This is a genomic window from Ruegeria sp. YTSC106, assembly GCF_059609765.1.
Window position 1 is genome coordinate 100,120 of sequence record NZ_JBXWMI010000015.1, and the last position, 14,923, is coordinate 115,042.

Here is a 14,923-nt window from a genome sequence, read left to right on the forward strand (position 1 = left end):
CCGAGGTATTTCGCGATGACGCCCGCTGCCCGAGTTCAGGCCTCGATTGAAATTCTGGATGACATCCTGTCTGGCGCACCGGTGGAAAAAGCTCTGACAGGCTGGGCGCGGCGCAGTCGCTTTGCCGGATCCAAGGATCGAGCGGCCATTCGCGATCACGTATTCGACGCGTTGCGACGCCAGCGCTCGTACGCAGCGTTGGGAGGGTCCAATACCGGACGCGGTTTGATGATCGGTGCGACGCGTGCGTCAGGCGGTGATCTGGCCGAGTTGTTCACCGGCAATCGTCACGCTCCGATGCCGGTTCAGGAAACGGAAACGGCGCGGGATTTCGCGTCCGAAGCCGAGAAATATGACATTCCGGAGTGGCTTTGGCCTCGGTTTGCTGCCTCTCTGAACGACGCTTTGGTTCCTTGTGCAATGTCTTTGCAGAACCGGGCACCCGTCCATTTGCGGGTCAACTTCCATAAAACCGATCTGAACGATGCCATCGAAGCCTTGAAGTCCGAGGGTATTGTCGCCCATCCGGTTCAGATTTGCCGCACTGCCCTTGAAGTGACAGAAGGGGCCCGGCGCATTGCCCAAAGCCAGGCTTATGCCCGGGGCCTGATCGAGCTTCAAGACGCCGCAAGCCAGGCTGTTGTGGCCTCGCTGGATCTGCGGCCGGGAATGCGTGTTCTAGATTATTGCGCGGGTGGCGGTGGCAAGGCGCTGGCTCTGGCAGCATACGAGGGCGTTGAGGTGTTCGCGCATGATGTGAATCCTGGCCGAATGAAAGACATCCCGACCCGGGCAGAGCGAGCAGGAGCAAAGATAACCACCCTGAACACCGCTGCACTTTCGGGTCTTGATCCGTTTGATGTGGTTTTGGTGGATGCTCCGTGCTCTGGCAGCGGATCCTGGCGACGGGCACCAGCCGGGAAATGGGCGTTGACCGAGGAACGGCTGCGGGAACTCACGATCATTCAGGCTCGTGTTTTATCTGACATAGCGCCTTTGGTGCGACCGGGCGGCCTGTTGGCTTACGCAACTTGTTCGGTTCTGATGGACGAAAACGGTTCCATCATAGCCGATTTTCTGGAACGCCACTCCGGGTGGAGAGAAACCTACCGGAAGGCGTGGCACGTAACACACGAATCTGACGGGTTCTTTACGTCGCACTTGACGCGCTAAGCTAGCGAGAAATAACAACCTTGGGTAGATAGCCGCATTTCGAACACCGTTAAGAGGGTATTAACTAATTTTGGCCGTTATAGCCGATAACTTTGCGCCCGAGCCGTTTATGTCTGACACAGCAGAATTTTTCAGTGACCCTTCCCTTGTCCAAACGCCCTCTGCCTCTCGTCTTTGGTCGTTGGTGGGGTTGGCATTATTGATCAGTTTCGCACCTGTGGTCGGGCTGCTGCCACCGGATTGGACCATGGGCATGATGGTCGCGGGAATGTCCGTTCTGTTCGTAACGTTGTGCGTCGTGATCAAGGGTCAGGTTGCTGCCAGGCAAGCGCAACAAGCCACTGCCGTAATGGCCGCCTTTGCGGAACAGGAAGAATCACCTTTCCTGATCGCCAATGCCTATGGCGACATTCTGGCGTCCAACACACCAGCACGAAACCAGTTTGGGGCGGCAAAAGGAGCCAGCCTTGCATGCTGCCTCGGATCAACTTTCCCAAACCCTCAGGTGGTTTTGTTGAGGTTGCAATCTCAGGCCCGATCACTCGGGCGGGCTAAGGAAGACTACTCGATCAGGGGAAACACGAACAGTGTAACTGTGCTTCAATTGGCCCCCGACATTTTTTGCTGGCGGTTTCACCAGTCAGACCATGGAAGCTGGCAGTCGATCAATTTGCCGGTTCTGACAATAGGATGCGCGAATGATGTGGTGTGTCCAAATCCGGCGGCAAAAAGGTTGCTTGGGTCCCGTCCCGGTGGTGTTCGCGACATCTTCTGTGATGCTGACCCACAGATCGGAGCTTCGAGCATAATCAAGTCACTGGACGGGATGATTCAGGTTGCTGTGACTGAACTTTCCCGTACCAGCAAAGAGCGAAGCCTTGGTTTGGTGCCGCTCATCCAGACTCCGGCACCCGGAGCCAGTACGTCTTTTGCAGACCTTCCGGTTCCGGTCCTTACTCTTTCTCCCGAGGGGGCCATTCTGAATGCCAACAGGTTGGCGAATAAGCTGCTGGGAAACGAAAACCTCGAAGACACCAATATCACTTATATCATGCGGGGCCTGGGGCGCCCCATTCTGGACTGGCTTGCGCGCACAGCCTCGGAAGAAGAAGCCCAACGTTCTGAGTTTCTTCAGTTGACCAGAAAAGACAAAGAGATCTTTGTGCAGGTCACGTTGAGCCGTGTTGTTGTTGATGGCAAGATTTCTCTGATTGCGGTTCTGAATGATGCGACCGAGTTGAAAACTCTGGAAGCTCAATTCGTTCAAGGGCAGAAAATGCAAGCTGTGGGCCAGCTGGCTGGCGGGGTTGCACATGATTTCAACAACCTGCTGACGGCCATTTCCGGGCACTGCGATCTGCTATTGTTGCGCCACGATCAGAATGACCCGGACTACGGGGATCTGGTGCAGATCAATCAGAACGCCAACCGGGCCGCTGCGTTGGTCAGCCAGCTTCTCGCATTCTCGCGCAAACAGACCCTCAGGCCCGAAGTTCTGGATTTGCGGGACACGATCTCGGACCTCATTCACTTGTTGAACCGGTTGGTTGGCGAGAAAGTTCAACTGACTCTCAGCCATGATCCAGTATTAAAGCCGGTTCGGGCGGACAAACGGCAGTTGGAACAGGTGCTGATGAACCTGGTCGTCAACGCGCGCGACGCCATGCCGGACGGGGGCGAAATACGTATCGAGACCGAGGTGTTGAACCTGACGCAACCGCTCAGTCGCGACAGGGCAACCGTAAAGCCTGGGGAGTACGTTACGGTCAGGGTCGTGGACAGCGGTGTAGGGATACCTTGCGACAAACTGCAAAAGGTTTTCGAACCCTTCTACACGACAAAGCGCACGGGTGAGGGCACGGGACTCGGGCTTTCGACGGCCTACGGCATCGTCAAGCAGACAGGCGGTTTCATCTTTGTAGACAGCGCGGTGGATCGAGGCACCGAATTCACGGTATTCCTGCCGGTTTGTGCCACGGTGGCAGAAGCCGAGCAGGACTCTCCGGCTCAACCCGAAGCACAAAGTGCGCGCCAAGGAGAAGGCGTGGTACTTCTGGTTGAAGACGAAGCTCCGGTCCGCGCCTTCGCGACCCGGGCCTTGCGGCTTAAAGGCTATACCGTGCTGGAGGCGGATTCGGCCGAGGAAGCATTGCGCCTTCTGGAGGATTCGACTTTGAACGTTGATGTATTTGTAACGGATGTGGTCATGCCCGGCATGGATGGGCCGACCTGGGTGCGCAAAGCTCGGGAAACACGCCCGGATGCCCGTGTGGTCTTCGTATCGGGTTATACCGAAGGCGCGTTTGGGGATTCAGGGCCCGAAATCGCCAATTCGACCTTCCTGCCCAAGCCGTTTTCACTCAACCAGTTGACCGAGGCGGTTTTTCAGCAGCTGAATTGATCTTCTTACAAGGCTGCGTCGTGGAGCGCGAATTCCTCTGCGTGCCTTCTTCGAAATCTCTGCAGAGTCTCAGGCGTCAGTGTCAGGTCACCCGATGGTGATACATTCTCATGTGGCAGGTCGATTTGTACATTCAGACGCGCTTGCAAGAAGTCGAGAATTTTGCCCTGATGCTCGTATTTGAAGATATGAGTGGCGCCTCGACCATTTCTGCGGGTACGGAAAAACTGGCTTTGGCTGCCAACATCGGCAAAATCTGGGCTCGGATTTGTCATATAGGCCTGCACGAACGCGTCAAAATTCATGTCTGCGGTTGAATGGGCGTGGCCGGTCAGGTCTGCGCGACTGCGAAATCGATACCAGCTACCCAACCAGTCTACGGGTTCGCGAACTACAGCCATGATTTCCATCTCGGTATCGTACATCTTCAGAAAAATATTCTGGAAGAACCGATCATATCTGCGCACCGGAGCGTGCTTTAGCTCTGGCGGGTGCGTGACGACGAGGTCAGCGCGATCCCGCAACGCCTTGTGATACGCCGTGCTGCCGGTTTTAGGAACAGCAAGGAAGGCGAGGCGTTCCTCAAAGAAAACAAGCATTTAATTGCTCCAACTGTCACACGGCCATGCGCGCAGATTGTCGTAAACGACTCCTTAACACAATTGCAGAAGACTAAATCTTGTAAGTTTTTATTGAAATGTTCTCTTTTTGGTCCCATAAGGAACAAGAGGCGAACAAAGCAGCGATTGCCGCCCGATCAAGGGTGTGACAAAAGGGAAGGCGACAGGATAATGGCGGATCTTCTGACAATGAGCGACAAGAAAAACGCAGACAAGCAAAAGGCGCTCGACAGTGCGCTGGCCCAGATCGAACGGCAGTTCGGCAAAGGCTCGATCATGAAGCTGGGCGAAGGTGCCACGCAGGATATCGAAGCGAGCTCGACCGGCTCGCTCGGGTTGGATATTGCGTTGGGAATCGGCGGCCTGCCGATGGGGCGGATTGTCGAGATTTACGGCCCGGAGAGCTCGGGCAAGACGACTCTGACGCTGCATTGTATCGCGGAACAACAAAAACGCGGCGGCGTCTGTGCCTTTGTTGATGCCGAACACGCGCTGGATCCGCAATATGCCCGCAAGCTGGGCGTTGATCTGGACGAACTTCTGATCTCGCAGCCCGATACCGGTGAGCAAGCGCTGGAAATCACCGATACGCTTGTGCGTTCTGGTGCGGTCAACATGGTCGTGGTCGATTCGGTTGCGGCGCTGACACCGAAATCCGAACTGGAAGGCGACATGGGGGACAGCAGTGTTGGCGTACAGGCCCGTCTGATGAGCCAGGCGATGCGGAAGCTGACGGGTTCGATCAGCCGCTCAAACTGCATGGTCATTTTCATCAACCAGATCAGGATGAAAATCGGCGTGATGTTTGGCAGCCCCGAGACAACGACTGGCGGTAATGCACTGAAATTCTACAGTTCGGTCCGTCTAGACATCCGCCGCATCGGCGCGATCAAGGACCGGGATGAAGTCGTCGGCAACCAGACCCGCGTCAAGGTTGTGAAGAACAAGGTTGCGCCACCCTTCAAGCAGGTGGAATTCGACATCATGTATGGTGAAGGCATCAGCAAGATGGGCGAACTTCTGGATCTGGGTGTCAAAGCCGGTGTGGTCGAAAAATCTGGATCGTGGTTCAGTTACGGTGACGAGAGGATCGGGCAGGGTCGTGAGAACGCTAAACAATACCTGCGTGACAACAGCCGCATAGCGTTGGACATCGAAGACAAGATTCGTGCGGCTCATGGGCTGGACTTTGACATGCCGCCGAGTGCCGCCGAGGATGATGACATCCTCGAAGCCTAACAGCCGCTGACCGGAGGCTGGGTTGTTTCCGGTTTTGCATTGAGAAGACGATAAAAGAGGCGGCCCGTCGGGCCAAGGCCCTATAGGTAAATCTTGAAAGAGGCTGAGAGTTCAGCCTCTTTTTCTTTTTTGCTCCGATTGAGGCGATGAAAAATTGACACCAACTGACAGGCATTGGATTTTGGTGCAGCGAAAGACCTCACAACGCGAGAGCGGCCGACATGGAGGTAGTTGGAAAAAGGCATTACCTTCAAAATTGAGTATTGAAGCCAGCAAAGATCTGCCATTTTGCCTGCCCTGGCCCTTTGCTCGCAACTGAGTACTGCGGTTCGACAAAGACGTTGTAGGTGATGTCCTTCTTTTTGAACACTTGCCCTATACCCAAGCCGATTGGCACATTATAGCTGTCCGATTCAAAATCGTAGGTCATTATTGGCGCTGACCTTAGGTATGTCCCTCCACCGAGTTGGTAGAACAGAAAAGGTTGAAAAGCTCCGATATTTACATCCTTTGCATCACTGTCTCCGGCAAAACTGGCTTGCCAAGTCAGAAGGTAACCGTATTGGAATATCGGTGACGACGCGTTGAACAATACGTTCGCGATACCGGCTGACCATTTTTTAGATCCAGACCCATCCGTCGAACCTGTTGGCGCGGTTAATTGAGGACCAACACCAAAGCTAACAGCCGGATTTCCAATATCTATAAGGTAAGCGGCAAAAACGTTGAGGTCACCAACGCCCGTCGTTTTCCCACTTTGTGCCGGGAATGAATTTAAAGGCAAAGAGGCCCTTAGAACCCAATTTGTGTTCCCCAAGCTCAAAGGTTGCGCATACCTGAGCCAAAACTGATTGCCAGTTTGGTCCGTTCCGGAAATATCGCCAATATAATAGTTCTGAACGTTGACCGCTTTGAAATTTGCCAGCGGATTATTCGCCTGAGCTGCTGCTGAGGCCGCGTCGTTCTCCTGTGCAACTACAGGATTGCCTGTTGCCGTAGATACTCCCAGAAAGACGAAAAGGCTAAAGAAGAACCTGGCAAGGAATTTCCAGGTCGAAGTTACATTTGTACCTGAAGCCTTCAGATTGGTCTGCACCTTGCTACTCCCTGACCCACTCGACTGTGTCATCAAAGTGTCGAGGCGCCGCATAACGACGCCTCAACCATTTGCATCAATTCCCGGTTGGAAGGCTTAGCGAGAACCCGTCTTTTTCCAGTTGGTCTCGCACAGTCTTGAACCGGTGATACTCGGTAAGAGTAATCGGACCAGAATATGACTCGCTCTGAACTGGACGCGGCGGATACTCGATGTAGGTTTTTACCACACGTTCAAGTTCGCCCATCAGCGTCGGAACTGTCCAAGTGTTCTCACGCCCGGATGTCATGAAGATGTCATACCGCTCCATGGGATCTTCCCACAGGTTGAACACCTGCGGAACGGTGGCAACGTACTTTTCAGCACCGCGCCAACCCAATTCGGCTGCCGGGGCTTCAGACCCGGCCCGTGCACCGTTGTCGCCACGCATGTTGAAGACAGCTTTCCATTCGTTAACGCGCACTGCGCCCGGCGAAAGTTCATTTTCTGTGAAATATGCCCAGGAGTTGCGCTGCGGATCAGCCTCTCCAAACAGGACTGGAGCCATGTCGATGCTGTCAAAGATCGTCGGTTGACCTTCCCGGTCTTCGGTCGGCAACGGCACTCCTGCAAGGCTCGCAAAGGTGGCCATCAAGTCAGTACCACCGGTAATGTCGCTCGACTTCGAATCCGGCGCAATTTTACCTGTCCATTTGGCGAAGAACGGAACGCGGTACGCTCCCTCCCGGTCGGTTCCCTTAGTTCCGCGAAACGGTGTCATGCCGGCATCAGGATGAACATCCTGCCACGCGCCATTATCAACAGTGTAAATGATCAGGGTATTTTCCCCAATTCCAAGATCTTCCACCTTGTCGAGGATTTGACCAGTGTGGAAATCAAGCTCGACCACCTTGTCGCCGTACTTGTTCTTTACCGCCGACTTACCCACGAAATCAGGCGACGGCAGGTTAGGCTGGTGGTTTGCAGCCCAGTTGATCGACATGAAGAACGGCTTGTCCAGACCAGCAAGACGCTCCAGTTCCGCCACTGCCTTTTCTGCACCAACCTTGTCCAGCGCAGCCAGGTCAGCGGTTGTCATGTCTTCAATGGTCAGCACTTCTTTGGCGGGTTCTCCAGCTACACCTTCGAAGACGCCAGTGGTGTTCTCTTTGTAAAATGCCCGCTGATCATCGGACATCTGCACATTCCAGTCGTCCAGAGCATAAGTATACGCGTTCAGGTGATAGAGGAATGTATTCTCCATCTTGTCATAGCCATGGGCAATTGGCATGGCGTAATCCGCTTCACCGAGATGCCACTTACCCATGAAGTAAGTGTTGTAGTCAGCCTGTTTCAAAACAGACGCAATCGTCCATTCTGCCGCCGGCAGTCCACCACCTTGACCCTGAAAGGCGACCGTCGTCATGCCTGAACGGTTCGGGTAACGCCCAGTCTGCATTGCTGCACGCCCCGGCGTGCAAGAGGATTGAGCGTAGAAGTCCGTGAACATCATCCCCTGCTTGGCCATTTGATCAAGGTTGGGGGTGTCCATGCCACGCGCTGCGCCACCATGATAGGCACCAAGGTCCCAATACCCGGTATCATCTGATACGATCAGAATGATGTTCGGCTTGCTGCCGTAGGTCGACAAAGACGTCGGATCGAAATCCTGAGCCGTTGCGGAGATCGCAAAAGTACAAAAGAAAGCAGCCAAAGGCGTGGCAACTTGGTGAGGTTTAATCATGTTTGTCTCCTTCTCGGGAAAAGCATCAAAGTTAAGAAGTTGCGCCCTTTTAACGGTCTATACACCGTGCAGGACACAACGCGCCTTGGGCTATTCCGAATAGCTTCCTATTCTTTTGGGTAGATCAGACTTTCGAAGCGCCGTTTAATCACCCAAAAAAACTAGACGATGCTTCGACTGCCTTTAGATGATCCTGGAGACCGTTATCAGGAACTTCTTGCGTCGTTTTAATGTCCAAACCAACGATCCACTTATTTGATCGATCTAGCCCACGAATAGGGCTTGTTTTTCCCGCAAATGAGTTTGACCGCCTCATTTTTACCGAAGGTTGTCAGTGGAAAGCGGCTAAGAACCAACAACTCAAGTTATGATATTTCGATTCTAGAATTTGTCAAAAAATTCCTCTTGTACGAACCCAGAAATAGACTTCGTCAAACGTGGAGGAGAAAGAACTGGGCCCACTACTACAAAAAGCGGAGAGAGATATTGGTACGAAAATTTTCGACCGCTCAAATGCTAAAGTAAACAGCGGCTTTGCGCTTGCCGAGTTCAGAAACTGAAGAGATCCCGATCATACACAAAGCCCTTTGCAATACCGAGCTTCATAGCGGGGCTCTTGTGTTCTTTTACCATGAGGTCGGTGTAGTTATGTGCAAACCTCAAGATGTCCACCAGCTTCATAACCATGACCGGATTGTAGTACTGCTTGTAGTACCACAGACTTCTGCGGCCCGAGGTTGCCAAGCCACGCTCAAATCCCATGACCTTAGTTCGTGCCCGAGCGTGATACATGTCCACCGGATGCGTTCCCGCCCGAACTGCGAACTGGGCCATCTGGGCAAAGTCTAATCGTGTCAGGTCAGTGCGGAAAATCACCCTCTTATGCGGCTCATTGATGAAGTGGAATGGATAGTGAATGCCGGCCGTTTCAAACTGACCGGTATGATCCATTAGCAGATCCCTGATATCGTAGAGCGCCATATTGCCAAAGGAGGTTTCCAATAGGTACTCCATGGCGCCGTCCTGTGGCCTGGTGACAGCCTGATCACCGTCTCCAGGCAAGAACCCTGCCTGACGCATCAAATGCTCCGCGCGCTCAAACTCCCTGTTACCATCAGTCACAAACCCCAGGCGCCGCGGATGGCTTTCATTCTTTGCTATGGTGACGTCTGCAATCCGCACCAAGCTCTTCTGCACTTCATTTTCAAACACAGCCAAAAAGGCTGAAGAGACACCCGTATCGCGGTCAACTGAAAAGTTCAGCAGTCGATACTTCTTACCGATCTTCTTCTTGAGCAGCATGATATGCGCAAACTCGGCCGCGTCTTGTCGAACCCTCGCGGCCTTCTCAAGGAGCCTGATATCGTCATCAAGCTCTTTAGGCTTTTTGTTACGGTGCCACCTACTTGATTTTGGGTTGGTCGCCTCGTGTCGTTTGCAAATGAACTCGATGTACTCACTGGCAAACCAAATCCGAGCTTTCTCTCGCATAGAACGAGGCTTGTCTTTGTCACCGACAATGTCCATCGCCTTTTCGACGGCAAGCGGGTGAATGTCGGGATCAACATCTGTTGTAGACGCGATGACATACTTGCTATCATTGTGGACGGTGCACATGTGGCGCACTTCTACAAGTTTACGAATACCTTTGTCGGGCCAGTTCACCTGAAGGATTTGTGAGTTCGTGGCGAAGTGAGGACTATTTCCTTCAAATACTTCGGGAAGTCGCTTCTCCCGCTCTGCTGCAAAGGCTTGGCATTGCTCGTGGATGAAGTCGATCTTCGAATAGACTTCCGGAAGTGATGTATCGAGGTATCGTGAGATAGCTGAAAGCGTCACGCCATTAACCAGCGATCTAAAGACTTTTCCATTTAGATCTCTACGCTTTTGTCGCCTCGTCGAGCGACCAATCGAAAAGGTCTTCTTGCACGCTCTGCACTGATATCTTGGATCTCCTTTGGCCGTTTTGCCGAACTTTCGATACCGGCTGAGCATCAGCTCAACGGTCGCTCCGTGATTGACACATGCAACACTCGGACAACTTTAATGCTTTGTTCTTCTATTCAGGCGGGAGAGCCTTGCGTATTCTTCCGCCAAAGCTTTGTTGGATTTGAGGGTGCTAGACCGTCCGCAACTTGGCCAAACATAGGTGCGCTCATCTCCAGACCCGCAGACCTTGCCCCGCGCCAAGTTTGAACCCAGAGTAGCTGGTCGGTCGCGCCCCTCTCTTGGGTCAGGAAATACGCCGTAAAGGTCACAAAGTGGGTTGCGGCAAAAATTGACTGAGAAACCTCCAGGCAGGCGAGGAAGCCGAGTACTTTTTTTGTTCGCAGATTTTGCGAAGCCTTCTTGGGTTCCGGCACGTCACAAGCTCATATTTCTAAACGAAAACGACCAGCAGCCTAGCTGCTGGTCGAAAGCTCGTCAGTATTTACATATAGTGGCTTGACGTCAGGCCGCCTTGTTTCGTTCGGGCACACCTCTGCTGTGGACACTCCTCTGACGGGGGGATAAACCTGCGGAGACCAAGATTTACGTGCGCCGAGAGAGCCCTATGCCAACCCTGAACGACATCCGATCGACCTTTCTGAACTACTTTGAAAAACAGGGGCATGAGGTCGTGGCGTCCAGCCCGCTGGTGCCGCGCAACGACCCTACGCTTATGTTCGTCAATTCGGGCATGGTGCAGTTCAAGAACCTGTTCACCGGCCTGGAAACACGTGACTACAAGCGCGCCACCACAGCGCAGAAATGTGTGCGTGCTGGCGGCAAGCATAACGACCTCGACAATGTGGGCTACACTGCGCGCCACCATACATTCTTCGAGATGTTGGGGAACTTTTCGTTCGGTGATTACTTCAAACACGAAGCGATCCCGTTCGCGTGGGAACTGATCACCAAGGAATTCGGAATCGACAAGAACCGCCTGCTTGCTACGGTTTATCATACTGATGACGAGGCGTTTGAAATTTGGAAAAAGGTCGGTGTTCCCGAAGACCGGATCATCCGCATCGCCACCAGTGACAATTTCTGGCAGATGGGTCCGACCGGCCCCTGCGGCCCGTGTACCGAAATCTTCTACGATCATGGCGACCACATCTGGGGTGGCCCTCCGGGATCGGCCGAAGAGGATGGCGATCGATTCATTGAAATCTGGAACGTCGTTTTCATGCAGAACGAGCAGTTTGAAGACGGCTCGATGGTCGAACTCGACATGCAATCGATCGATACGGGCATGGGGCTCGAGCGCATCGGTGCATTGTTGCAGGGCAGCCATGACAATTATGACACCGATCTGTTCAAGGCACTGATTGAAGCGTCGGCCGATGCGACTGGCGTGGATCCTTACGGGGATCAGAACGTGCACCACCGTGTGATTGCAGACCACTTGCGTTCGACCTCGTTCCTGATTGCGGATGGCGTGATGCCGAGCAATGACGGCCGCGGTTATGTTCTGCGTCGCATCATGCGTCGTGCCATGCGCCATGCTCACCTGTTGGGTGCCAAGGATCCGGTCATGCACCGACTCGTACCGTCACTCGTACAACAAATGGGTGGGCATTATTCAGAGTTGACCCAGGCTCAGCCATTGATTGAAGAGACTTTGTTGCTTGAAGAAACCCGCTTCAAGCAGACGCTGGATCGGGGGCTGAAGCTGCTTGACGACGAAGTATCTGGCCTTTCCGAGAGTGCGCCATTATCCGGTGAAGCGGCCTTTAAGCTGTACGACACTTATGGCTTCCCGCTGGACCTGACGCAGGATGCGCTGCGTGAGAAGGGCCGGACGGTTGATACAGACGGTTTTGACGCGGCGATGGCGAAACAGAAGGCCAAGGCACGAGCTGCCTGGGCGGGGTCGGGTGAAGCTGCTGATCAGGCAGTCTGGTTCGATGTTCTGGATACCGCCGGGGCGACCGACTTCCTTGGCTATGACACCGAGAAGGCTGAAGCTCAGGTTGCTGCTTTGGTTGTTGACGGCGCTTTGGTTGAAAAGATTGACGCGGGTGACAGCGGCTGGGTCGTGGTGAACCAGACCCCATTCTACGGCGAGGCAGGTGGCCAGGTCGGTGACACTGGCGAGTTGCGGCGCCTAGAAGATCGCGATCACCTCAGCCGGGTGGAGGACACCAGGAAATTCGCCGATGGGAAGGTCTATGCACATAAGGTGACGGTCGTCAGCGGTGCTGTGTCAAAAGGTGATGCTGTCGAGCTGGAAGTCGATCATGCGCGCCGCACTGCAATCCGGGCCAACCACTCGGCCACGCACCTGCTGCATGAAGCACTACGGGAAACGCTGGGCGACCACGTGGCGCAGCGCGGCTCGCTGAATGCGGCCGATCGTTTGCGGTTCGACTTCAGCCATTCCAAAGCGCTGAGTCTTGAGGAAATCCAGAAAGTCGAACGTGAGGTGAACGACTTCATCCGCCAGAACTCGGCTGTCGAGACACGGGTCATGACACCAGATGATGCGCGCAAACTGGGCGCGCAGGCATTGTTCGGTGAAAAATACAGTGACGAGGTTCGTGTTGTTTCGATGGGCAAGGCGTCTACGGGCAAGGGCCATGATGGCGAGACATGGTCGATTGAACTGTGTGGCGGTACCCATGTGCGCCAGACGGGTGACATTGGCACGTTTGTCGTGATGGGGGACAGTGCAAGCAGTGCCGGCGTGCGTCGCATCGAAGCGCTGACCGGGGATGAAGCTTTTCGGTACCTTTCGGCGCAGGATCAACGTCTTGCAAAGGTGGCGTTGGAACTGAAGGCGCAGCCGGACGATGTTGTGGCACGCGTGAAGAGCCTGTTGGAGGAACGCAAGTCACTGCAGAATGAAGTGGCTCAGTTGCGTCGTGATCTTGCGATGTCCGGCGGGGCCGGGAAGGGTGGTGGCGCCGAGGCACGTGATGTGAACGGAGTGAAGTTCATGGCACAGGCCCTCAGCGGTGTATCCGGGAAAGATCTTCCGGCATTGATCGACGAACACAAGGCTCGACTTGGGTCAGGTGCGGTGCTGCTTATCGCGGATACAGGCGGCAAGGCCGCGGTTGCGGCCGGCGTTACCGAAGACCTGACAGGGACCATTTCGGCGGTCGACCTGGTCAAGGCCGCCGTGGTGGAATTGGGCGGCAAAGGCGGTGGCGGTCGTCCGGATATGGCTCAGGGCGGCGGAAAGGACGCGTCGAATGCGGATGCGGCGATCAAGGCCGCAGAACAGGTTTTGGGAGGATAAGATGGCGGCACTTTGGATTGCGCATGTAACGGTGACTGATGCCGAGGCGTACGGAAAATACGCTGAATTGGCAGGACCAGCCATTGCCAAGCACGGGGGAGCCTTCATCGCCCGTGCCGCGCGTTATGTTCAGTTGGAAGGCAAGGAGCGACCACGTAATGTCGTCGCCCGGTTCCCATCGCTTGAAGCAGCGGTCGAGTGTTACAATTCGGATGATTATCAGCAGGCACTGAGTCACGCACGCGAGGCAAGTGAACGTGAATTGGTTGTGGTTGAAATCACAGAGTGATCGCCAGGGTTTCACGACTTGAAACGTCGTTTGCCGTAGAGTCTGGCAACGAATAGGCAATCATCTGCTTATGTCACAATCGATCAAGGAAACTCAGCCCGCAAACATGGGCTGAGTTTAATTTTACATTATTGCAGGCACTTACGTGACTTTGGTGTCGCAGATTTTAGAGCTTCGCGCCCGAATTGTGGCCGCGCCATCCAATTTCTTGCGCGAAAAGGTCAGATTAGCGGACGAAATTTCGCCCTTTTTCCCCTTCAACTTTTTAGGTGATTGCTTGGGCAGGGTTGTTCGCAGATAGTTTCATGAATCGGAATGCGACCCTGTTTGACGTGCGATCGTGCGAAAAACACCGGATTGGGGTACAGGTATGAAACACTTTACAAATCTGGCCAAACGGATTGGTTCCAGACTTTTGCCGGTTTCGGTGCGGGTCGTCAGCATCTGTGTTTTAGGCATCTGCACCTTTGCCATGACCTCGGTCGCGCATGCGTCCGGGAACGGGTTTATCCCAAGTGTCGCGTCTTCACCACCTCCGTCCGGAGCCGCCAACTTGTGCGCTCAATACAATTGGGCCTGCGCAGGAAAGCGATCCGTATCCTTGTCCAGTCAGCAAGAACTGAAGGTTGTCGAACAAATTAACCGGCGTGTGAACAGGTCGACCCGCGAAGTCACCGATCAATCTCAGTACAAAACGACCGAGCGATGGGCGCTGCCCACCGCCAGGGGCGGTGATTGTGAGGACTTCGCGCTGTTGAAGAAAAGAGACTTGATCCATGCGGGGGTCGATCCAAGCAAACTCTTGATCGCTACTGTTCTGGACACGCGCCGGGTGCCTCATGCGGTGCTGGTGTACCGCTCTTCAAACGGTGATTTGGTTTTGGACAACCTCACAAACCGTATCAAACCCTGGACAGCGACGCGGTACCTGTTTCTTCGTATGCAAGACCCGAACCGGCCCGGAAGTTGGGTTGGTGTTTACGGGCATAGCTGAGGAAAACTGAAAACCTTTTTTGAGAAAGTGAATACCGGTGCAATCGAATCTTGCACCGGTATTTTTGCTTCCACACTAGAACGTTTCGCCGCCGCCTTCACCTTCGCCGCCGCCTTCACCTTCGCCGCCGCCTTCACCTTCGCCGCCGCCTTCACCTTCGC

At 54.2% G+C, this 14,923-nt stretch carries 10 protein-coding genes; 6 read left to right on the forward strand and 4 right to left on the reverse strand.

Annotated elements, in window-relative coordinates; genetic code table 11:
* Window positions 1-15 precede the first annotated feature (15 nt).
* Together AC2FEB_RS18585 and AC2FEB_RS18590 are read left to right on the forward strand one after the other, a co-directional pair.
* Window positions 16-1,173, forward strand: coding sequence for an RsmB/NOP family class I SAM-dependent RNA methyltransferase (locus tag AC2FEB_RS18585; protein WP_496676007.1), 1,158 nt, complete (start codon window positions 16-18; stop codon window positions 1,171-1,173).
* 109 nt (window positions 1,174-1,282) lie between these two features.
* Window positions 1,283-3,574 (forward strand): ATP-binding protein, encoded by a 2,292-nt coding sequence (locus AC2FEB_RS18590; protein ID WP_496676005.1) that lies wholly within the window; start codon window positions 1,283-1,285, stop codon window positions 3,572-3,574.
* Window positions 3,575-3,579: 5 nt separating this feature from the next.
* On the opposite strand, the gene AC2FEB_RS18595 is transcribed toward AC2FEB_RS18590, so the two are convergent.
* The gene (locus AC2FEB_RS18595) at window positions 3,580-4,173 is read right to left on the reverse strand and encodes a gamma-glutamyl kinase (protein WP_496676003.1); all 594 of its coding nucleotides are present in this window, start codon (window positions 4,171-4,173) and stop codon (window positions 3,580-3,582) included.
* Window positions 4,174-4,365: 192 nt separating this feature from the next.
* Between AC2FEB_RS18595 and recA the strand changes: the two genes are divergently transcribed.
* Window positions 4,366-5,433 carry a recombinase RecA gene (gene recA / locus AC2FEB_RS18600; protein WP_117868914.1) on the forward strand — a complete coding sequence of 356 codons (1,068 nt, stop codon included), beginning with the start codon at window positions 4,366-4,368 and terminating at the stop codon, window positions 5,431-5,433.
* Between the two features lie 250 nt (window positions 5,434-5,683).
* Here recA and AC2FEB_RS18605 read toward each other — a convergent pair whose 3' ends face one another.
* The 3 genes from AC2FEB_RS18605 to AC2FEB_RS18615 form a co-directional block, all read right to left on the reverse strand.
* A complete protein-coding gene (locus AC2FEB_RS18605) occupies window positions 5,684-6,529 on the reverse strand; it encodes a hypothetical protein (protein WP_496676001.1) in 846 nt (281 codons plus the stop codon).
* Window positions 6,530-6,605: 76 nt separating this feature from the next.
* A complete protein-coding gene (locus tag AC2FEB_RS18610; protein ID WP_496675998.1) occupies window positions 6,606-8,252 on the reverse strand; it encodes an arylsulfatase in 1,647 nt (548 codons plus the stop codon).
* 549 nt (window positions 8,253-8,801) lie between these two features.
* Window positions 8,802-10,091, reverse strand: a complete 1,290-nt coding sequence (locus AC2FEB_RS18615) for a hypothetical protein (protein WP_496675996.1) — start codon at window positions 10,089-10,091, stop codon at window positions 8,802-8,804.
* A 715-nt stretch (window positions 10,092-10,806) separates the two neighbouring features.
* Between AC2FEB_RS18615 and alaS the strand changes: the two genes are divergently transcribed.
* The 3 genes from alaS (at window position 10,807) to AC2FEB_RS18630 (ending at window position 14,762) form a co-directional block, all read left to right on the forward strand.
* On the forward strand, window positions 10,807-13,479 hold the full coding sequence (gene alaS, locus AC2FEB_RS18620) for an alanine--tRNA ligase (protein ID WP_496675994.1): 2,673 nt from the start codon (window positions 10,807-10,809) through the stop codon (window positions 13,477-13,479).
* A 1-nt stretch (window position 13,480) separates the two neighbouring features.
* Window positions 13,481-13,768, forward strand: coding sequence for a DUF1330 domain-containing protein (locus AC2FEB_RS18625; RefSeq protein ID WP_117868918.1), 288 nt, complete (start codon window positions 13,481-13,483; stop codon window positions 13,766-13,768).
* Between the two features lie 370 nt (window positions 13,769-14,138).
* Window positions 14,139-14,762, forward strand: coding sequence for a transglutaminase-like cysteine peptidase (locus AC2FEB_RS18630; protein WP_254683799.1), 624 nt, complete (start codon window positions 14,139-14,141; stop codon window positions 14,760-14,762).
* Window positions 14,763-14,923 lie beyond the last annotated feature (161 nt).